Origin of the sequence: Nonomuraea pusilla, from assembly GCF_900109355.1 — a bacterium.
GTDB classification, from domain to species: Bacteria; Actinomycetota; Actinomycetes; order Streptosporangiales; family Streptosporangiaceae; genus Nonomuraea; species Nonomuraea pusilla.
The window spans coordinates 148,921-168,688 of the sequence record NZ_FOBF01000020.1 but is presented as its reverse complement, the minus strand read 5'-3'; the positions used below and the strand labels follow the sequence as shown (position 1 = coordinate 168,688).

Annotated in this window: 16 protein-coding genes and 1 tRNA gene; 11 read left to right on the top strand and 6 right to left on the bottom strand. The window is 71.3% G+C overall.

Annotated elements, in window-relative coordinates; translation table 11 throughout:
* Positions 1-420: 420 nt before the first annotated feature.
* The 4 genes from BMX74_RS32950 to BMX74_RS32940 are packed head-to-tail and all read right to left on the bottom strand — an operon-like array spanning position 421 to position 3,372.
* On the bottom strand, positions 421-939 hold the full coding sequence (locus tag BMX74_RS32950; protein WP_201784781.1) for a YybH family protein: 519 nt from the start codon (positions 937-939) through the stop codon (positions 421-423).
* The gene (locus BMX74_RS44455) at positions 923-1,234 is read right to left on the bottom strand and encodes a hypothetical protein (protein WP_177227601.1); all 312 of its coding nucleotides are present in this window, start codon (positions 1,232-1,234) and stop codon (positions 923-925) included. Before BMX74_RS44455 ends, BMX74_RS32950 begins: the two co-directional genes overlap by 17 nt.
* A 60-nt stretch (positions 1,235-1,294) precedes the next feature.
* Complete coding sequence (locus BMX74_RS32945) at positions 1,295-1,996, bottom strand: response regulator (protein WP_091104471.1); 702 nt, start codon at positions 1,994-1,996, stop codon at positions 1,295-1,297.
* Positions 1,993-3,372 (bottom strand): sensor histidine kinase, encoded by a 1,380-nt coding sequence (locus BMX74_RS32940; protein WP_143078846.1) that lies wholly within the window; start codon positions 3,370-3,372, stop codon positions 1,993-1,995. Before BMX74_RS32940 ends, BMX74_RS32945 begins: the two co-directional genes overlap by 4 nt.
* A 138-nt stretch (positions 3,373-3,510) precedes the next feature.
* On the opposite strand from BMX74_RS32940, the gene BMX74_RS32935 reads away from it, so the two are divergent.
* Together BMX74_RS32935 and BMX74_RS43405 are read left to right on the top strand one after the other, a co-directional pair.
* A complete protein-coding gene (locus tag BMX74_RS32935) occupies positions 3,511-5,016 on the top strand; it encodes an alpha/beta hydrolase (protein WP_091104468.1) in 1,506 nt (501 codons plus the stop codon).
* Between the two features lie 417 nt (positions 5,017-5,433).
* Positions 5,434-5,577, top strand: coding sequence for an integrase (locus BMX74_RS43405; RefSeq protein WP_143078845.1), 144 nt, complete (start codon positions 5,434-5,436; stop codon positions 5,575-5,577).
* A gap of 104 nt (positions 5,578-5,681) precedes the next feature.
* Here the strand turns inward: BMX74_RS43405 and BMX74_RS32930 are convergent.
* Positions 5,682-5,769: transfer RNA gene (locus BMX74_RS32930), tRNA-Leu, on the bottom strand.
* A gap of 327 nt (positions 5,770-6,096) precedes the next feature.
* Here BMX74_RS32930 and BMX74_RS32925 point away from each other — a divergent pair.
* Both BMX74_RS32925 and BMX74_RS32920 read left to right on the top strand, forming a co-directional pair.
* Positions 6,097-6,885: a hypothetical protein gene (locus BMX74_RS32925; protein WP_091104466.1), complete on the top strand. Its 789-nt coding sequence runs from the start codon at positions 6,097-6,099 to the stop codon at positions 6,883-6,885.
* 201 nt (positions 6,886-7,086) lie between these two features.
* A complete protein-coding gene (locus tag BMX74_RS32920; RefSeq protein ID WP_091104464.1) occupies positions 7,087-9,039 on the top strand; it encodes a chaplin family protein in 1,953 nt (650 codons plus the stop codon).
* Positions 9,040-9,666: 627 nt separating this feature from the next.
* On the opposite strand, the gene BMX74_RS32915 is transcribed toward BMX74_RS32920, so the two are convergent.
* Positions 9,667-9,852: a DUF5703 family protein gene (locus BMX74_RS32915; RefSeq protein ID WP_055508738.1), complete on the bottom strand. Its 186-nt coding sequence runs from the start codon at positions 9,850-9,852 to the stop codon at positions 9,667-9,669.
* 191 nt (positions 9,853-10,043) lie between these two features.
* Between BMX74_RS32915 and topA the strand changes: the two genes are divergently transcribed.
* The 7 genes from topA (at position 10,044) to BMX74_RS32880 (ending at position 19,697) form a co-directional block, all read left to right on the top strand.
* Positions 10,044-12,728, top strand: coding sequence for a type I DNA topoisomerase (gene topA, locus BMX74_RS32910; RefSeq protein ID WP_055508740.1), 2,685 nt, complete (start codon positions 10,044-10,046; stop codon positions 12,726-12,728).
* Positions 12,729-12,739: 11 nt separating this feature from the next.
* Positions 12,740-13,984, top strand: coding sequence for a metallophosphoesterase (locus BMX74_RS32905; protein ID WP_091104463.1), 1,245 nt, complete (start codon positions 12,740-12,742; stop codon positions 13,982-13,984).
* Positions 13,985-14,058: 74 nt separating this feature from the next.
* Complete coding sequence (locus tag BMX74_RS32900) at positions 14,059-14,754, top strand: helix-turn-helix transcriptional regulator (RefSeq protein ID WP_091104461.1); 696 nt, start codon at positions 14,059-14,061, stop codon at positions 14,752-14,754.
* Positions 14,755-14,895: 141 nt separating this feature from the next.
* Complete coding sequence (gene tmk / locus BMX74_RS32895; protein WP_055508743.1) at positions 14,896-16,938, top strand: dTMP kinase; 2,043 nt, start codon at positions 14,896-14,898, stop codon at positions 16,936-16,938.
* Between the two features lie 9 nt (positions 16,939-16,947).
* A complete protein-coding gene (locus tag BMX74_RS32890) occupies positions 16,948-18,120 on the top strand; it encodes a DNA polymerase III subunit delta' (RefSeq protein ID WP_091104460.1) in 1,173 nt (390 codons plus the stop codon).
* 51 nt (positions 18,121-18,171) lie between these two features.
* A complete protein-coding gene (locus BMX74_RS32885; RefSeq protein ID WP_091104458.1) occupies positions 18,172-18,714 on the top strand; it encodes an RNA polymerase sigma factor in 543 nt (180 codons plus the stop codon).
* A complete protein-coding gene (locus BMX74_RS32880) occupies positions 18,711-19,697 on the top strand; it encodes a permease-like cell division protein FtsX (RefSeq protein WP_091104457.1) in 987 nt (328 codons plus the stop codon). The genes BMX74_RS32885 and BMX74_RS32880 overlap by 4 nt, the downstream gene beginning before the upstream one ends.
* Positions 19,698-19,768 lie beyond the last annotated feature (71 nt).

Here is a 19,768-nt window from a genome sequence, read left to right as displayed (position 1 = left end):
CCCGCGGCCCGACGTCCCCCAGAACCAAGCAGTGTCGTGAACGACAGGCCAACAGGAACGCCGGCCCGGTCAGCCGCGGGCCGTTGCACACGCGGCTGCACCGGGCGCGGCTCGTCGACGGGCGCTAGCTCCACGTCCCTCGACCACCGCGAACAAGCCCGACATGACGGCGGCCACTCCGGCGGCGGCGAGGTCGACAGGCGGGCCGGCCTAGCCGTACTGACCAGGCAGGGGGGGTGACGGTCGCTGATCTCACCGGCCAGGAGGCCCGCGCTGAAGTAGTGACCGTTGCGGCGTTCGCAGCCGCTGACCGTGCCGTAGCCGGCCGCCGGCACCCGCGCGTGCATCAGCGACAGCATGGCGATCGATGCGGCACGCCGATTGAACAGGCGAGGCGGCCATGTTCGCCTGGCTGGAGGGTCAGCTGCCCCGGATGGCTCGCTGGTAGGCGCGGAGAGCGTCGGGGTCGTCGATGCTGCCGTGGTGGTGATACTGGCGCCAGTGACCTTCCTCGTAGCGGAAGTACCGGCTGGTGCGGATCTCAAGAGGGGTCTCGATGCCGTCGGCAGTGGTGTAGCTGCCGATTTCCCGTCCGGCGAACACGGCATGCCGATCACCCAGGTAGGCGACCACGTCGCCGAAGGTGACCTGAACCGTTACGGAGCCGCTGAAGATCTTCGCGTAGAGATCGGAGATCGCGTCTCCACCCCGCAGGATGCCGCCGACCGGATTGTTGAGCTGCGCAAGGGGGTGCGCGGACCAGTCGGCGCGGAGTGTGTCGAGGTCGCGGTTGTTGAGGCTGTAGTAGAACGTTTCCAACGCGGCCTCGGCGCCCTCGCCGGATGGATCGCCGGTCTCGGACAGACGATTCCGGGACGAGCTCGGGCCGAAGGAGATGCCAGTCTTCTCGATCACGATGCCATCAACTCCGATGCTCACCGGATGATTCCTCGTACGCACCGACAGTTGCGGCCGGGATGGGCGAATAGGCATGAATCTGCCGGGGGCGGAAAGCAAGAATCCCGCCCTGCGACCTGCACAGCTGAGCTGCCCCGCCGACGTGGTCGGCCTGACCGCCGGTGCGGTCGCGGACCGCGGGCTCGAAGCCGCCGCCGGGCTTGCCGAGGAAGACCGACACCGAGAAGCCAAGGAGGAAGTTGCTGACCGGGACCGTTGAGGCGCCCGCCATGGCACGGCAGGCGGCAACGGCCGAGACGAACCTGGAAGGTGACATCCGTCCTCCCTCAGTTTGCCCCGGGCACGGCCTCGACTCTTCCGCCCGGCCCGTTGAGCATCAGGTACGGTCTCCGGTTCCAGGGATGATCAGGCCGGTCTCGTACGCGACGACCACGGCTTGGGCGCGGCTGGACAGCTTCAGCTTGGTCATGAGGCGGCCCAGGTGGGATTTGACGGTGGCCGGGGCGATGTTCAGGCGGGTGGCGATCTGCTGGTTGGCCAGGCCCTGGCCGACCAGGTGGAGCACGGCGGTTTCCTGGCTGGTGAGCTGGGCGAGCTCTTCGGGCCGGCGCCGGTTGGGTTCGGGCGCGGTGACGAAGTGGTGGACCAGGCGTCGGGTGACGCTGGGCGCCAGCAGCACCTCGCCGCGGGCGACCGTGGCGATCGCGGCCAGCATCTGGTCGGCGGGGGTGTCTTTGAGCAGGAATCCCGAGGCGCCGGCGCGCAGGGCGGCGAAGACGTGTTCGTCCAGGTCGAAGGTGGTCAGGATGAGGATCTTCGGTGCCGGGCCGGCGGCGTGGGCGAGGATGTGGCGGGTGGCGGCGACGCCGTCCAGGTTGGGCATGCGGATGTCCATCAAGATGACATCCGGGGCGGTCGCCTCGGCCCGGGCGATGGCTTCGTGGCCGTCGGCGGCCTCGCCGACGACCGTGAGACCGGCATCGGTGCGGAGGAGGGCGACCAGGCCCGCGCGGACCAGGGCCTGGTCGTCGACGACCAGGACGCGGATGGTCCCGCGATCGGTGTCGGGGCCGGTCATCGGGGCACCTCCAGTCGCGGTGCGCTCTGCTGCGGGTGGGGCGTGGCGAGGACGGGCTCGGCGAGCGGGGAGGCGGGCAGGTGTGCGGTCACGGTGAAGCCGCCGTCCTCGCGTGGGCCGGCGGTGAGGGCGCCACCGTAGAGGGTGGCTCGTTCGCGCATGCCGATCAGGCCGTGCCCATCGGCGCTGTGTCCGGTGATGGCCGGGCCGTCGTCGCTGACCTGCAGCGTGACCGCGGCGGGGTGGTAGGTCAGGGTAAGGGTCACGTCGGCGTGTGGGGCGTGTTTGAGCACGTTGGTCAGTGATTCCTGAGCGATGCGGTACAGGCATCGGTCCACGCCGGATGGCAGCGGGCGTACCTGACCGGAGGTTTCCCGCCGGATCGACAGGCCCGACAGGCGGGAGCGCTCCAGCAGCGTGTCCAGCTGAGCCAGCCCCGGCTGGGGGGCGTAGGAGTCCTCACCGGTGTCGGACGTGAGGCGCAGGACCGACAGCATGTTCCGGAGTTCGGCCAGCGCCTCGCGGGTGGTGGCGGCGATCGAGGAGAAGGCTTCGCGTGCGGTGTCGGGCTCGGTGTCGATCAGGCGGCCGCCGGCACCGGACTGGATCGAGACGACCGACAGGTGATGGGCGACCACGTCGTGCAGCTCCCTGGCGATTCGCACGCGTTCTTCGGCGACCGCTCGCAGGGCTTTCTCCTCGCGTTCGATCTCCAGGTGGCGGGCGTGCTCGATCAGGTCCTGGTGGCGCAGGCGGCGGCTGCGCACCCCCTCCCCGATGGCCCAGGCCGCGCCGAGCTGAAGCACGTTCTCGACCAGGCTTTTGACGATCGCGAAGGTCAGCCCGGACCGGATGAGGTCGGGAACGAGGATGCCCGCCATCAACACCAGGGCCAGGACGCCGTCGCGGTGGCCCTCCCGGCGGTAGGCCGCGACGGTGTAGAGGCTGACCAGCACCGGCGGGGCCTGGAATCCGTTGGGGTAGTCGGCCAGGCTGCAGCCGATCAGGCCTACGGTGATCACCGCAAGGACAGGGACGGGGTGGCGCCTGCGCAGCACCAGCGGCGCGGTGGTGAGCACCGCCAGCAGGTACGCCAGCACGACCGGGTTGTGGGCGGACAAGGCGGCCTGCGTCACCGCCAGCGCGGTCAACACACCGGCCAGCATGCTGTCGGCGACCATCACCGGCAAGCCGCGCCACCAGCGGCCCCATCGCCGCACCATGTTCATCAGATGAAGATAGCCGCCGGCGTGGCCCGCTTTGTCCTCCTTTGGGAGGAGTCGTCGTTGGGGCAGCGGTCGCAGAAAAGCGGGCGGCTGGTGTGCCGGTGGCAAGGCCCGGATCGGCTTTCCGCAGGATGTCCAGGGGCTGCTCACGACCCTAGCGTTGGATACAGCCAGTGATCAATGATCAACAGGGGGACACCCTTGGGCCCGGACACATCACTGCCGGAGCGCCGGAAGCCGACGCGCGCCGGATCCGCTGGAAACAACCCCTTCACCAAGGAATGACGCATGCTCCTCATCAAGCGTGGAACGGCCGCCGCGGTAGCGCTCACGGCCGGAATCGGATTGGGCGCCGCCGCACCGGCGCAGGCGGCCACACCCCTGGACCGCTTCCACCATCAGACGATCACCTGGGGCGCCTGCGCGACCGGACCCGGCGATCAGATGGGCGAACAGCTGGACACCGCCGGTGCTCAATGCGCCACCGTCCTGGTCCCGATGGACTACCGCAGGCCGGAGGGGCGGACCCTCTCCATCGCGCTCTCCCGGATCAAGGCCGCCGATGCCTCGCGGCGCCGCGGCGTCCTGCTGCTCAACCCCGGCGGGCCGGGAGGCTCCGGCCTCTCGATGACGCTCCTGGGCACGCAGATTCCCGAGGTCGCGGCCCGTTACGACCTGGTGGGCATGGACCCCCGATTCGTCGGACGCAGCACACCGATCAGCTGCCGGTGGCAGACCGACACCTTCCTCCGCTCGGCGGGACCCGACCGGCGTACCTTCGACAAGGGCGTACGTCTCGCCAGAGAGTTGGCGGCGGGCTGCGCCAAGGGCAATCTCCAGGCCCTGCCGTACGCCACGACCAGGAACACCGCACGCGACATGGACGTGATCCGGGCCGCGCTCGGCGAGCAGAAGCTGTCCTACCTCGGCTACTCCTACGGCACCTACCTGGGCGCGACCTACCTGCAGATGTTCGGCTCGCGGGCCGACCGGGTCGTGCTCGACAGCGCCGTCGACCCGCAGGTGTACGGTCCGCGCATGTTCTCGCGTGCCGCCCCCGCGATGGACGCCGCGCTACGGCGCTGGGCGTCCTGGGCCGCATCACATGACAAGGAGTACGGGCTGGGCGGCACACGTGACGCGGTCCTGGCGACCGTAGAGAAGATCAACCGGCATCCCGTGAAGATCGGCGGATACCACGTCGATGCCCAGGTGGTGCCGTACTGGCTGTTCGTACGCCTCTACAGCGACAGCCCGCAGTCCTATGCCACCCTTGCCGAGGAGGCGCGGGCGCTGAGCCGTGCCGGCGAAACACCGCCGCCCGCCTCGCTGAAGGAACTCCTCGACGGCCTGTTCACCGGTGCCGGAGAGGCCTCGGACCGGGCCGGCACGGCGATCCTGTGCGGTGACCGGGCCGCGCCCCGCGACCCGGAGACCTACTACCGCGACATCCAGCGGCACCGCACCGCCGAACCACTGTTCGGACCGCTCGCCCGCAACATCACCCCGTGCGCGTTCTGGCCGGTCAAGCCGCTTGAAGAGCCCACCAGGATCGGCAACTCCGTACCGGCGTTGATCGTCGGCGCGGCCGGCGACCCCGCGACGCCCTACCCGGGTCAGCAGGCCATGCACCGGGCGCTGACCGGCTCCCGCATGATCACACTGAACGGCGCCTACCGCCACGGCGTCTACATCGCAGACGGGAACACCTGCGTCGACACCAAGGTGACCCGCTACCTGGTCGACGGTGTCCTGCCCGGCAAGGACGTCACCTGCGGCCGCCCGGCCGCCTGACACGTTCGCCCCGCACCACCCGCGGGCCCGCAGGCGCGACCGGCACCGACCCCGAGGCCGCCTGCGGGCCCACGCTCGCCGGCGTGTGCGGAACCGGATGACCACGGGCTGCCCCGCGCGAGGTTCCCACCGGTCTCCAGGTACATCTGACCTGCGACAACTGTGAGAATCAAGGTCGTACTGCCTCAGATCAGGCCTGACCCGTGCGACAACCGGCCCCGTGTCCTGCCGTGGATCTGTCGGCCGGATCGGGGCGGTGCCGTATGCGCCGGTCCGTGGAGTGTGTCCCGATAGGGGCCTTGGCCTAGAAGGCACCGTCACAGTCCTGACCGCCCTCACCGGCCCGGCACTGGCCATCGCCCCCGACCCGGCACCTACGTCAGGCAGGCATCCAGGTGGTACGCCACGATCCTTCTCATGGGTGGCAAGCCCGTGAAGGTGCTCTCTGAGCGGCTCGGCCACGCCGGCCCCGCCATCACTCTCCGCGTCTACGCTCGTGTCATGCCCGGCAACCAGAGAGAGGCCGCCGACTGGTTCGCGGCCCTGGTCGAGAGTGCGTGATCTCGTGCTCGAACCGACAGATATCAGCGGAGTGTCACGGCTCGTTCTGTAGGCGGAAATGAAGATGCCCCGAGTCTGTGACCTGCACATTCTCAGGGCCTTCATGGTGTCCGAGGGGGGACTTGAACCCCCATGCCCTTAACGGGCACTAGCACCTCAAGCTAGCGCGTCTGCCTATTCCGCCACCCGGACGTGGTGCCTGGCGCGAGACCGTCATCTCGCGTCGGCTCAGTTAGGTTAGCAAACTCTCGGGGGTACGTCATACCGAGAATCGGTCCGGATCCTCTCGAGAGGGGAAACCGGGGTGTTCATGGGGCCGGCTGGGGGGCTTCGTGGGGCTGTGGGGCCGGGGTTGTGGGGGTTCGGGAGCGTTCGCCGGGACCGGGGTTGGGGAAATCGTGGGTCTCCGGTGAAAAGCCCTTGCGGCCACCTTGGGTGGTGCTACGGTTACGGACCGTTGACGGGTGGGTCCGCGGTCATCCTCATGCCTGAGGGTGGTTCTGGAGCTCTGGAGGTCACGTGACACGCACGATGGTGCAGCAGCCGAGGGCGATGGCCCTCGCTGTGCTCCGCGTGCCTGTGACCCCGTCCCGGCCGGGCGTGACCGGCGGCCGCGCGCATCGGATGGCGCGGTTCGCGGAGGCGGCCCGGCGGCTTCTCGTGCGGGCGTTCGCCACGGGCGGCCTGGTTGCCGCGGGGTGGCTGATCGCCGTCCTGTTCGGAGCGTTCACCGCCACGCCCGCAGCCGCGGACACCACCGCGGCCATGGGTACGGCGACGGAGACGGCCTCGGGTGCCGAGGTCGCGGTGTCCCGAGAGGTGGCCTCAGGCGCTGAGGTCGGGGCGTCCCAAGAGGTGGCCTCACGTGCTGAGGTCGCGGTGCCTGTCCGGGGGGCCTCGGGTGCCGAGGTCCCAGCGGATGCGAGCGTGACCCCGGGTGCCGGGGTCCCCGCGGCCGGGCAGGTGGACGGAGTCCGGGCGGGTGCGTCCTCGATGGGCTGGTTCCCGTCGCACCTCGACGTGCCCACGGCCGGCACCGACAACGCAGCCGCCATGGCCGGTCGTACGGTGAACGGCGTCAACAGCCAGCAGGATCCTGGCCTGCCGGCGCCTTCGAGCGCCGCCGAGATCCTGGACACCAACGGCTTGGTGCCCAGCGGCGGCAACGGCCCGTTCGGGCCTGGCATGGGAGACGTCACGCGGTCGCTGTTCGACCCACGTCTCCAGATCCGGCGCGCCCCGGTGGCGTGCGGGCTTCCCCTTGTCGTTCGCACGGCGGCGGACGACCCTTCCTTCTCACCTGACTGATCCCGCCCCAGGCACTCCGGTCTCACGGTGACCGGTGGCGAAGCGTGGCCTGAGCCCCTTCGCCGACGGGTGACACGTCAGTCATCGATTCGCGACTTCCGAGGTCTCCGCCGTGCGCGCGTACCAGGACCTCGCACGGCCTCGGGCTGCCCGCGAACTGTCAGGAAATTCCCCCAAAAGATCTATATAGGAGCACTCATCATGCGTACGTGGGCGAAGGCATCGGCCCCGGCGGCCCTGCTGGCGGTTGCCGTCATGTCGTTCGGCGGTGGCACCGCCCTGGCCGACACCTCCGGCGACGCCTCAGTCGGCGGCGGCAACCAGGTCAACCTGCCGATCACCCTGCCGATCGACATCAGCGGCAACTCCGTCGCCGCGGCCGGCAGCTCGCACGCCACCTCCGAGGGCGGCGCCTCAGCCGTCGACGCCGGCGGCTCCGGCGGCTCGAACAGGACGTCAGGCAACTCCAGCATCCTCGGCGGCAACCAGGTCGACGCGCCGGTCACCGCGCCGGTCAACGCCTGCGGCAACGCGATCTCGCTGTTCGGCCGCTCCGACGCCGGCTGCAAGGGCGGCGCGACGGCCCGCACCTCGGGGCACGGCGGCGCGGGCGGCAACCGTACGTCCGGCGACTCCAGCGTCCTCGGCGGCAACCAGGTCACGGCCCCCATCACGGCTCCGCTGAACGCCTGCGGCAACGCGGTGGCCATCTTCGGCGACGCGACGGCGGGCTGCAAGGGCGGCGCGTCGGCGCAGAGCTCCGGCAACGGCGGCGCGGGCGGCAACCGCACCTCGGGCCGCAGCTCGGTGCTGGGCGGCAACCAGATCCTCGCCCCGATCACCGCGCCGGTGAACATCTGCGGCAACGCCATCGCGGTGTTCGGACGGGCGTTCGCGAGCTGCAAGGGCGGCGCGTCGGCCGAGAGCCACGGCGGTTCCGGGCCGCGTTACATGCACGGCTCGTCCGGCAACGACACCGACGGCCGGTTCGGCGCGGGCAGCGGCAACCAGGTGGTCGCGCCGGTCAGCCTGCCGATCGAGGCCTGCGGCAACGGCTCCGCCCACTGCACGGGCGGCGCGTCCGCCGTCAACGGCGGCGGCGGGGCCGGTGGCAACCGTACGTCCGGGCAGAGCTCGGTTCTGGGCGGGAACCAGGTGGTGGCTCCGATCACCGCGCCGATCAACGTCTGCGGCAACTCGGCGGTGGTGCTCGGCCGCGCGTTCGCCGGGTGCAAGGGCGGGGCGACCGTGAAGAACAGCGGTCGCGGGGCCGGCGGCAACCGTACGTCCGGGCAGAGCTCGGTCCTGGGCGGGAACCAGGTGGTCGCGCCCATCACGGCGCCGATCAACGTGTGCGGCAACGCCGCCGCGGTGCTCGGGGCGTCCAAGGCCGGGTGCAAGGGCGGCGCCACGCCGGGCGGCGGGGTCGGCGCGGGCGGCAACCGTACGTCCGGGCAGGGCTCGGTCCTGGGCGGGAACCAGGTGGTGGCTCCGATCACCGCGCCGATCAACGTCTGCGGCAACGCCGCGGCCGTGCTCGGTGACGCGGCTGCCGGCTGCCTCGGCGGTTCGTCGGTCGGCGGGCCGGGCCACGGCGGCCACGGGGGTCACGGTGGGCACGGCGGGCACTACGGCCACGGGAAGGGCCACTTCTCCAAGGCCCAGGACTCCGGTGTGCTCCCCGCGCTGCCCGCGAACCTGCCGGTCGCCGGTGACCTGGGCCGCCAGGCGCAGTCCGCCGGGCTGACCTCGCTGCCCGTGGTCGGCGACGCGGCCAAGGGCCTCGGCCTGCCGATGATGCCGGCGCTGCCCGGCCTGCCCGGCGAGGCCGCTCGCCCCGTCCAGCCGTCCGCCAAGACCACCGGCGCGCTCGCGAAGACGGCGGGCAAGCGCGTCTCCCACGCGAGCCCCGCGTCGTCCTCGCCGCTCGCCCCCGCCACCCGGGCGGTGGCCGGCACGCCGGTCGGCGGCGCCGTGGCGGCCACGACGCGCACCCTGCCCACCGGCGACCTCGGCCTGATGAGCGCCGAGCAGCCCGAGGGCGTGACCGGAATGAACGGCAACTCCCTGCTGGCCCTGGCCGCGGGCGCGCTGCTCGCGATGTCGGCCACGCTGTTCGCCACCGCCCGCCGCTTCCGCGTCCGCAGGAAGTGAGCGCGCGTCCTGCTGTGACTGCTCGCAGTCCGCTGAGAGGCGGTGCGTGTCCCTCTGCGACTGCTCGCAGTCCGCAGGGAGCCGGTGCGCGTCCTGCTGTGACTGCTCGAATGTGATGAGCGGTCCGCGCTAGCCGCTTTGCCCGCTTCGGGGGCGTGGCCCGGAGCGGGCAAAGCCATCCCCGCCCTCCACCGCACGCGCCCCGCGCCCCTCGCGCGGGCATTGGCCGGCGTCGCGGTGCGAGGGCGTCGCGCGTCCACAGAGCTGGGCGTCCACAGAGCTGGGCGTCCACAGAGCTGGGCGTCCGCGGAACGGCGGGTCCCCAGAGGTCATGGGTCCGTGGAGGTCGCGGGTCCGCCGAGTCGGGTGTCCGCGGAGTGGCGGGTCCGCGGAGTCGCGGGGCCTCCGCGCGTCCACCGGCCGGGGCGGGTTCTGTGTCGTACGTCCGCAGGGCGGGTCGTCCGTCGCGCGTCTCCGAGGCGGCGGCTGGTCCCTCCAGCCGTGCGAAACCTCGCGGGCGTCAGCGGTGCCGAATCGTGCCGAAGATCACGTTCCCGTCCTGCCGGGCCGGGCGACGGCGAGCTCCGGCACCCGCGTGACAGGCGCGCACGGGCCGTCCCGTACGGTTCAGAGGGTGCTGCGTACGCGCATCACCTTGCGGCGAAGCCGCACGTGGCGGCTGCCGTCGGGGTGGACGCGGACCCTCGCCAGCTCCCACTGACCGTACTCTGCGTGCTCGGTCAGCAGCTGACGTGCTGCTTCGCGGGTGAGGTCGCGCGGAATGAAGATATCCATGTAGGAGTAGTCGAGCACAACGATTAGTCTCCAGGGTGAGTCAGGGCGCCATGCCGCTCGATGGGCCTTATTCTGCGTGCTTGTGGGTGGACCCGGAAGCTAGTGGGTAGCCCCGGGGGAAGGAAATTTCCGCGAGTCGGGTTACCTTTCAGATCTATGCCCGCTCCCGGCAGGGGGATTTGCAAGCGAACAGCGAGGATGGAAGCAGCGTGCCAGCCAAGAACGGCAGCGCCGGCGGAACGCGCCTGGTGATCGTGGAGTCGCCCGCCAAGGCGAAGACGATCGCCGGGTACCTCGGGCGCGGCTACATCGTCGAGTCCAGTATCGGTCACATCCGGGACCTCCCTGAGAAGGCCGATGACATCCCCGAGAAGTACAAGGGGGAGGCCTGGGCGCGCCTTGGCGTGAACGTGGAGCACGCGTTCGAGCCGCTGTACGTCGTCAACCCCGACAAGCGCACGCAGGTGAACAAGCTGCGCCAGCTGCTGAAGGACGCCGACGAGCTCTACCTCGCCACCGACGAGGACCGCGAGGGCGAGGCGATCGCCTGGCACCTGCGTGAGGTGCTCAAGCCGAAGGTGCCGGTGCACCGCATGGTCTTCCACGAGATCACCCCGCAGGCGATCCGCGACGCGGTGGCGAACCCGCGCGACCTGAACCTGCGCCTGGTCGACGCCCAGGAGACCCGCCGCATCCTCGACCGGCTCTACGGCTACGAGGTCAGCCCGGTGCTGTGGAAGAAGGTCAAGCCGCGGCTGTCGGCCGGGCGGGTGCAGTCGGTGGCGACGCGGCTGGTGGTGGAGCGCGAGCGGGAGCGCATGGCGTTCGTCCCCGCGCATTACTGGGACCTGTCGGCGCTGTTCGACACCGACAAGCCCGAGGAGCGGCCGCGCGACTTCACCGCGACGCTGACCGGGGTCGACGGCAGGCGGGTCGCGCAGGGCCGCGACTTCGCCAGCGACGGGCTGCTCAAGACGTCCGGGGTGCTGCACCTGTCGGAGGCGGCCGCCGGGGAGCTGGCCGGACGCCTCCAGGGGGTGTCGTTCGCGGTCAGGTCGGTGGAGCGCAAGCCGTACACGCGCAAGCCGTACGCGCCGTTCAGGACGACCACCCTGCAGCAGGAGGCCAGCAGGAAGCTGGGGTTCTCCGCGAAGTACACGATGCAGGTGGCGCAGCGCCTGTACGAGAACGGCTTCATCACCTACATGCGTACCGACAGCATCACGCTGTCGGAGACGGCGGTGGCGGCTGCGCGGTCGCAGGCGATCAAGCTGTACGGCGCCGCGTACGTCCCGGACAAGCCGCGCGTCTACGCCAGCAAGGTGAAGAGCGCGCAGGAGGCGCACGAGGCGATCCGCCCGTCGGGGGAGGAGTTCCGCACGCCTGGCGAGACCGGGCTGAGCGGTGACATGTTCCGCCTGTACGAGCTGATCTGGCAGCGCACGGTGTCGTCCCAGATGAAGGACGCCGTCGGTGAGTCGATCTCGGTGAAGGTGGGCGGCAGGTCGTCGGCGGGTGAGGACGTCGAGTTCGGCGCCTCGGGCCGGACGATCACGTTCTACGGCTTCCTGAAGGCGTACGTGGAGGGGGCCGACGACGACTCGGCCGACCGCGACGACTCGGAGAAGCGGCTGCCGAACCTCGCCGAGGGCGACCCGCTGAGCCTGGCGCGGCTCGACGTCGCCGGCCACTCGACGAAGCCGCCCGCGCGCTACACCGAGGCGTCGCTGGTCAAGGAGCTGGAGGACCGCGAGATCGGGCGGCCTTCGACGTACGCCTCGATCATCGGCACCATCCTCGACCGCGGCTACGTGTTCAAGAAGGGCACGGCGCTGGTGCCGTCGTTCCTGGCGTTCGCCGTGGTGAACCTGCTGGAGCAGCACTTCGGCAACCTGGTCGACTACGACTTCACGGCCGAGATGGAGAAGATCCTCGACGACATCGCCAACGACCGGGCGGAGCGGGTGCCGGAGCTGCGCCGCTTCTACTACGGCGCCGACGGCGGCGAGGGTCTGAAGGAGATGGTCACCGACCTCGGCGAGATCGACGCCAAGGAGATCAGCTCGTTCCCGATCAAGGGCACGGACATCGTCCTGCGGGTCGGGCGTTACGGGCCGTACCTGGACAGGGACGGCGCGCGGGTGAACGTCCCCGAGGACATGACGCCCGACGAGCTGACGGCGGAGAAGGCCGAGGAGCTGTTCGCCCGCCCGAGCGGCGACCGGGAGCTGGGCCGCGACCCCGTCACAGGCCACCTGATCGTGGCCAAGGACGGCCGGTACGGGCCGTACGTCACGGAGGTCCTGCCGGAGCAGCAGGAGGAGACGCCGAAGAAGCGCACGAAGAAGGCCGACGCGCCGAAGCCGCGCACCAGCTCGCTGTTCAAGACGATGTCGCTGGACACCGTCACGCTGGACGACGCGCTCAAGCTGCTCTCGCTGCCCAGGGTCGTCGGCGAGCTCGACGGCGAGGAGGTCACGGCGCACAACGGCAAGTTCGGGCCGTACCTGAAGAAGGGCACCGACTCGCGCTCGCTGGCGTCGGAGCCCGACCTTCTCACGGTCACGATCGAGCAGGCCAAGGAGCTGTTCGCGCAGCCGAAGCAGCGCGGGCGGCGGGCGGCCGCGGCGGCGCCGCTGCGTGAGCTGGGCGAGGACCCGAACTCGAAGAAGCCGGTCGTGGTGAAGGAGGGCCGGTTCGGCCCGTACGTCACCGACGGCGAGACGAACGCGTCGCTGCGCAAGGGCGACACGGTCGAGGACATCACGATCGAGCGGGCGGCCGAGCTGCTGGCCGAGCGGCGGGCGAAGGCTCCGGCGCCGAAGAAGACGACCACGCGCAAGGCCCCGGCGAAGAAGGCGACGACGGCGAAGAAGCCCGCGGCCAAGCCGTAGGCTTCCTTTTTGTGGTGGTTCTGCTCTTCTTCCTGGCGGTGCTGGCGGCGCACTACTACCTGTGGCGCCGCCTGGTGCGGTCCACCACCGGCCCCGGCCGGCTGCGTACGGCGCTGACGTACGTGCTGGCGGGGCTGCTGCTGCTGGTCGTGGCGACGTTCCTCGGGATGCGCCTGGGCTGGGGTGAGTGGCTGGCCTGGCCGGGGTACCTCTGGGTGGCGCTCATGTTCTACCTGGTCGTGATCCTGGCCGTGCTGGAGGTGCCGCGGGCGGTCGCGTCGGCGCTGCTGAGCAGGTCGGAACGCGCGTCGCGGCGTCGGTCGGCGCCCGAGCCGCGGCCGGTCGCGGTGCCGGTGGGCGGCCCTCCGGCGGGTGCGGAGGAACCTGTCGAGAGCGTGCCCGCGCCGATGAGCAGGCGGTTGTTCCTCGGCAGGACGACGGCGGCGGTGGCGGGCGCGGGGGCGCTGGGCACCGTCGGCTACGGCGTGAGCAGCGCGCTGGGCGACCCGGTGATCGAGCGGGTCGCGGTGAGGCTGCCGAGGCTGGACGCGCGGCTGGGCGGCCTGCGGTTCGCGGTGGTGAGCGACATCCACCTGGGGCCGCTCACGGGCAGGGGGCACACCGAGCGGATCGTCCGCATGATCAACGGGCTTGAGGCGGACGTGGTGGCGATCGTCGGTGACCTGGTGGACGGTTCCGTGGCGCGGCTGGGGGCTCTGGCCCGGCCGCTCAAGGACCTCGAATCCCGATATGGCGCATATTTCGTGACGGGAAATCACGAGTACTACACGCAGAACGGCCCCGGGGAATGGATCGAGGAGCTCGGCGAGCTGGGCGTCCGCTCCCTGCGCAACGAGCGCGTGGAGATCCGTCACGGGGGCGCCGTGCTCGACCTCGCCGGGGTGAACGACGTCAACGGCGCCACCGCCGGCGACGGCCCTGACTTCGCCAAGGCGCTCGGCGGGCGCGACCGCGGCCGCTCCACGGTGCTGCTCGCCCACCAGCCCGTCCAGGTGGAGCAGGCCGCCGCGCACGGGGTGGACCTGCAGTTGTCCGGGCACACGCACGGCGGCCAGATCGCGCCGTTCAACCTGGTGGTGGGGCTGCAGCAGCCCGTCGTCTCCGGTCTGGCGACGGTGGAGGGCGTGCAGGTGTACGTCACGCGGGGGGCCGGCTTCTGGGGGCCGCCGGTGCGGGTGGGGGCGCCGCCCGAGATCACCCTGCTGGAGCTGCGGGCGCCTGCCTCGTCCGGCTGATTGACGGTCCGCCGTCGAGTGGTCACTGACCGCCACGATGGCGTAGTATCCCTCCGGATACCTCGGAGGTGCGCATGGTCTCGTCAGCGGCCGTCCCGGCGGCTGTCTCGCCGGTCCCTTCGTCGTCGGCCGTCCAGTCGCCGGTCGAAGGCGCGCTCCAGCCCGCGCCGCCCGACGTCGCGTTCTGGACGCGGCGCGGCGCGCTGCTGTTCACGCAGGCCAGGCACGCCGCAGGCATGAACCAGCGGGCCCTGGCCGGCGTCAGCGGCACGTCCAGGACGACGCTGTCGGCGTACGAGCATGGCAGGAAGTCGCCCACGCTGGAGACGGCCGGGCGCATCCTCGACGCGGCCGGGTTCCGGCTGGTGCTGGAGCCGAAGGTCGAGTTCAGGGCCGAGCCGGGCGACGACGGGCGGGCCTTCCACGTACCGGGCAGCCTGCCCCGCCAGCCGGTCGCGCGGGCTCTGGGCGTGCTGCGCTTCCAGGGCCAGGTGTACGACCTGGGCGACCGGGCGCGGCGGCGGGAGGCGTACGCCGCGCTGCTGCGCGACGGCGGGCCCGACGAGCTGGCCGCGCACGTCGACGGCGTGCTGCTGGTCGAGCTCTGGGACGAGCTGCGGCTGCCGCCCCGGATCAGGGCGGCGTGGGCCCCCCTGGTGGAGGGGGCCCGGCGCGGGGCCGAGGACGGCGGGCTCGACGCGGACGGTGCCGGGGCCGGGGCTGCCGAGGCCGGCTGCGGTGTCACAGAGGAGAGCGGAGTGGGGAATTGACGGTGATTTCCGCGGCATTTTCGACGAGTGCCACCTGCGCGCGGGCGGGTGAACGTAATACGCTCGGCGGCGAGCTATCGGGAATATCCGGCTCGTCGGTTGTCTACCTCCCATTGGCCAACACCTGGATACGCTGAAATCATGACTGCCCTTGGCCGACGCCGCCCAACTCACGTGCTGGCCAACGCGCCGTTCAGGCGGCTCTGGACGGCCATGTCGGTGTGCAGTCTCGGCGACTGGCTCAACATCCTCGCCCTGACCGCCCTGGCGGGAAACCTCACGCGCGGTGACTTCCGCGCGCAGTCGCTGGCCGTCGGCGGCGTCTTCATCGCCAAGATGCTGCCCGCCGTGCTGCTGGGCCCTCTGGCGGGCGCGTTCGCCGACCGGTTCGACCGGCGGCTCACGATGGTCGTGGCCGACGTCGCCCGTTTCGCGGTGGTGCTGTCGATCCCGCTCGTCGGCAGCTACCAGTGGGTCATCATCGCGACGGTGCTCGTCGAGTGCGTGAACCTGTTCTGGGTCCCGGCCAAGGAGGCCACGGTCCCCAACCTGGTGCCGAAGGAGCAGCTCGAGTCGGCCAACCGGCTCAACCTCCTCGTCACCTACGGCAGCGCGCCCGTCGCGGCGCTGCTGTTCGCGGCGCTGTCCGTGGCGGCCGACGTGATCAGGAGCGTCGTGCCGGTGTTCAGCGGCATGGACCCCACCGCGCCCGCACTGATCGTCAACGCGGTCGCCTACCTCGTCTCCGCCCTCCTGATCTTCACGCTGCGCGGCATGCCGAAGCGCGACGGCGCGATCTCCAGCCCGTCGGTGCTCAAGCAGATCGTCGAGGGCTGGCGCTTCGTCAGCGGCGACCGCCTGGTGCGCGGGCTGATCATCGGCATGCTGGGCGCGTTCGCGGCGGGCGGCGCGGTCGTGGGCGTGGCCAAGATCTACGTCCAGGCGCTGGGCGGCGGCGACGCGGGATACGGCGTCGTGTTCGGCGCGGTCTTCGTCGGCATGGCCCTCGGCATGTTCTTCGGCCTGCGGCTGCTGCGCGAGCTGTCGCGGCGGCGGCTGTTCGGTCTGTGCATCACCGTCGCGGGCCTGGTCCTGGTCGCGATCGCGCTGGTGCACAACCTGGTGATCGTGGTCATGCTCACCGTCCTGCTGGGGGCGTGCGCGGGCATCGCCTGGATCATCGGCTACACGCTGATCGGCCTCGAGGTCGACGACGCGATCCGCGGCCGGACGTTCTCGTTCCTCCAGTCCACGGCCAGGGTCACGCTGCTGCTCGTGGTGGCCGTGGCCAACCCGCTCGCGGCGCTGTTCGGCGCGCACGCGCTGCGGCTGGGCGAGGTCAGCTACCGGTTCGACGGCACGAACCTCGTGCTCGTGCTGGGTGGCGCGCTCGCCACCGTCGTCGGCATCCTGGCCCTGCGCCACATGGACGACAGGAAGGGCGTCCCGCTCGCGGGCGACCTGATCGCGGCCGTGCGCGGCGAGCGGTTCCAGCCCCAGGGCCCGGAGGAGCTGCCCGGTCTGTTCGTGGCGTTCGAGGGGGGCGAGGGGTCCGGCAAGACCTCCCAGTCCCGCATGCTCGCGATCTGGCTGCGTGACCAGGGGTACGACGTCGTCCAGACCCGCGAGCCGGGCTCCACCAAGATCGGGATGCGGCTGCGGGCCATCCTCCTCGACGCCGCCGAGCGCGGCCTGTCGGCGCGCGCCGAGGCGCTGCTGTACGCCGCCGACCGCGCCGAGCACGTCGAGAAGGTCATCAGGCCCGCGCTCCAGCGCGGCTCGGTCGTCATCACCGACCGCTACGTCGACTCGTCGCTGGCGTACCAGGGGGCCGGGCGCTCGCTCGACCCCGAGGACGTCGCCAGGATCAACGCGTGGGCCACCGGCGGGCTCGTCCCGCACCTGACCGTGCTCATCGACACGCCGCCCGAGGTGGGGCTGCGCCGGCTGGGCGGGGCCGCCGACCGCATCGAGTCCGAGCCGCTGCACTTCCACGAGCGGGTGCGCAAGGAGTTCAGGGCGCTCGCCGCCGCCGACCCCGAACGCTACTTCGTCGTCGACGGCACGCTGCCCATGGAGGAGATCACGCGGCGCATCCAGGACCACGTCCGCGAGATCCTGCCCGACCCCGTACCTCACGAAGCCGAGGACATCACCGGCACGATGCCGGCCATCCGCGACTAGCCTTAGCCCGTGACGGTTTTCGATGACCTCGTCGGGCAGGATCGAGCGGTAGCGGTGCTGTCGCGCGCCGCCGCGGCGGCGGGCGAGGTCGTCGGCGGCGGGCGGGGCGCCGGCATGACGCACGCGTGGCTGTTCACCGGGCCGCCGGGGTCCGGCAGGGAGGACGCCGCCCGCGCGTTCGCCGCGGCGCTGCTGTGCCCCGACGGCGGGTGCGGCCACTGCGAGCAGTGCCACCAGGTGCTCATCGGCTCCCACCCCGACCTGGAAGCGGTACGGCCCCAGGGGCTGTCGTACAGCGTGAAGCAGACCCGCGAACTCATCCTCAGGGCGGCAGGCGCGCCCACGCAGGGCCGCTGGCGGGTGATCCTCTTCGAGGACGCCGACCGGGCCACGGAGTCCGCCGCGAACGCTCTGCTCAAGGCCATCGAGGAGCCACCGCCGCGCACCGTGTGGCTGCTGTGCGCCCCCGCGCCCGACGACCTGATGATCACCATCAGGTCGCGCTGCCGGCTCGTCACCCTGACCACGCCGGGCACCGAGGCGGTCGCCCACGTCCTGGCCACGCGCGACAACGTGCCGTGGGAGACGGCCAGGTTCGCCGCGCGGGCCGCGCAGGGCCACATCGCACGGGCCCGAGCCCTGGCCCTCGACGAGGAGGTACGCCGCCGCCGCGAGGCCGTGCTCGCCATCCCGCGCGCCCTCACCGGCGTCGGCGAGTGCGTCGCCGCGGCTGAACGCCTCGTCAAGACGGCCGAGGAGGAGGCCGCCGCCGCCACCGCCGCGCTCAACGAGAGCGAGACGTCCGAACTGCGCAAACTGTACGGCGAGGGCTCCACCGGCAAGGGGCTCAACCGGGGGCTGGTGCGGGGCGGCGCGGGCGCGCTGAAGGAGCTGGAGGACCGCCAGAAGTCCCGGGCGACCCGCATCAAACGCGACTCGCTCGACGCGGCGCTGCTGGAGCTGGTGTCGTTCTACAGGGACGTGCTGGCGATGCAGCTGGGGGCGCCCGTCGAACTGGCCAACGACGACGTCAGGTTCGACCTCGACCAGCTCGCCAAGTCCTCGACGCCCGAGGAGACGCTGCGCAGGATCGACGCGATCATGCAGTGCAGGGAGCGGCTGGCGGCCAGCGTCAACCCCCAGATCGCCGTCGAGGCGATGATGCTCTCCCTGCGGTCCTGACTTTCTCGCCCGGGGCGCGCAGCAGACGCGGCCGTGGAGCGTCTCTGTCATGTGGAAGTCGAACTGCTCTCGCAGCGAGAGACCCGCGACACGCGGCCACCTGACACCGGGCGGGTCGACGTGGCGTCACTGTTCGCCGAGCACCACACGGGGCTCGTGCGGCTGGCGTACGTCATGGTGGGCGACCGGCAGACCGCCGAGGACGTCGTCCAGGACGCGTTCGCCCGCACCCACGCCGGGCGCGGCAGGCTGCGTGACACGAGCCGGGCGCTGGCCTACATCCGTTCCGCGGTGCTGAACGGGTGCCGTTCCGTGCTGCGCCGCCGGCTGACGGCGCTGCGCCGGACCGTGCCGTACCAGCCGCCCGCCTGGTCGGCGGAGAGCGCCGTCCTGCTGAGCGAGGAACGCCGTGAGGTGCTGCTGGCGCTGCGGGCGCTGCCCCGCAGGCAGCGCGAGGCGCTGACGCTGCGCTACTACCTCGACCTGTCCGACCAGGAGATCGCCGAGACGATGGGCGTCGGCGCGAGCACGGCCAGGTCCACCATCGCGCGGGGGCTGGTCGCTCTCGCCCGTGCACTGGGGGAGGAATCATGAACAGTCCGCTCGAAGACCGGCTGCGTGACGCGCTGAAGGAAGCGGGTTCCAGCCTGGATCCCGCCGTGATCGGCCCGCTCAGGACGCCGGGGAGACGTCCCGTCCCGCGCGGCTTCCGGTACGTGGCGGCAGCCGCGGTGGCGGGGGCCGTCGCCGTGCTCTGGCTGGGCGTACCGGGAGCCGGTGGTCAAAGAGTGGCGACCGCCCCGGACGCCGCCGCCGTCGAAGGCGCCGAGCTGGCCGTGTTCCTCTGCTCGCCGTCCGAGGCCTACCGGCCGACGTGCGGCGGCCGGGACGTCACCGGCGCTCAGAGGCAGGCCGTCGAGTCGTACCTGCGCGGCCGGCCGGGGGTGACGCAGGTGCGATTCGTGAACCGGGAGGAGTCGTACCGGAGGTTCCGGCAGGAGTACGCCGGTCAGGAGCGCATTCTGAACCGCTACACGGCCGCTGACCTGCCTGAGTCGTACAGGGTGCGGGTGAAGCCGAACGCCGACCGGCAGCGGCTGCTGGAGGAGGTGCGCGGGCTGCAGGGGGTCGGCCTCTCCGTGGACCTGGCCACGCTGTCCTCGGCTTCGCGGCAGCGGGCGGGTGAGGAGCTGTCGGCCTTCCTCTGCATGTCCGGCAGCACGTCCTCCGCCTGCGGGAAGAAGCCCCGGGCGGCGACGCCGGCCCAGAAGAAGGCCGCCCTGGCTGCGATCAAGGAGCTGCCCGGGATCGTGTCCGTCTACTTCGAGAGCCGGCAGGAGGCATTCGACGACTTCCGCGACGCCTACGCCGAGAACAAGACGCTGACCGACGCGACCAGGGTCGAGGACATGCCGGAGTCGTTCCGGATCATCCTGCGCGAGGGCGCCGACCGGAAGAAGGTCGCCGAGGCGCTGGAGCGGTTGCCGGGCGTGGCCATGGTGATCGACCAGCGGTGCCTGAACCAGACCTTCATCCTGACAGCCGAGTACGGCATTCGGGAGCCCAAGGTGTGCTGATTCCGGCAGGCGCGGGGGCTGACGCTCGGCGTGCCCCGGCACGTAGTGTGGCAGCGGAAGGCCGGACGAAC

Excerpts from the sequence above, each read along its gene's own strand:
- BMX74_RS32920 (WP_091104464.1), top strand. The coding sequence starts at position 7,087 with ATGCGTACGTGGGCGAAGGCATCGGCCCCGGCGGCCCTGCTGGCGGTT.
- BMX74_RS32900 (WP_091104461.1), top strand. The coding sequence starts at position 14,059 with ATGGTCTCGTCAGCGGCCGTCCCGGCGGCTGTCTCGCCGGTCCCTTCG.
- tmk (WP_055508743.1), top strand. The coding sequence starts at position 14,896 with ATGACTGCCCTTGGCCGACGCCGCCCAACTCACGTGCTGGCCAACGCG.
- BMX74_RS44455 (WP_177227601.1), bottom strand. The coding sequence starts at position 1,234 with ATGTCACCTTCCAGGTTCGTCTCGGCCGTTGCCGCCTGCCGTGCCATG.
- BMX74_RS43405 (WP_143078845.1), top strand. The coding sequence starts at position 5,434 with ATGGGTGGCAAGCCCGTGAAGGTGCTCTCTGAGCGGCTCGGCCACGCC.
- BMX74_RS32945 (WP_091104471.1), bottom strand. The coding sequence starts at position 1,996 with ATGACCGGCCCCGACACCGATCGCGGGACCATCCGCGTCCTGGTCGTC.
- BMX74_RS32880 (WP_091104457.1), top strand. The coding sequence starts at position 18,711 with ATGAACAGTCCGCTCGAAGACCGGCTGCGTGACGCGCTGAAGGAAGCG.
- BMX74_RS32935 (WP_091104468.1), top strand. The coding sequence starts at position 3,511 with ATGCTCCTCATCAAGCGTGGAACGGCCGCCGCGGTAGCGCTCACGGCC.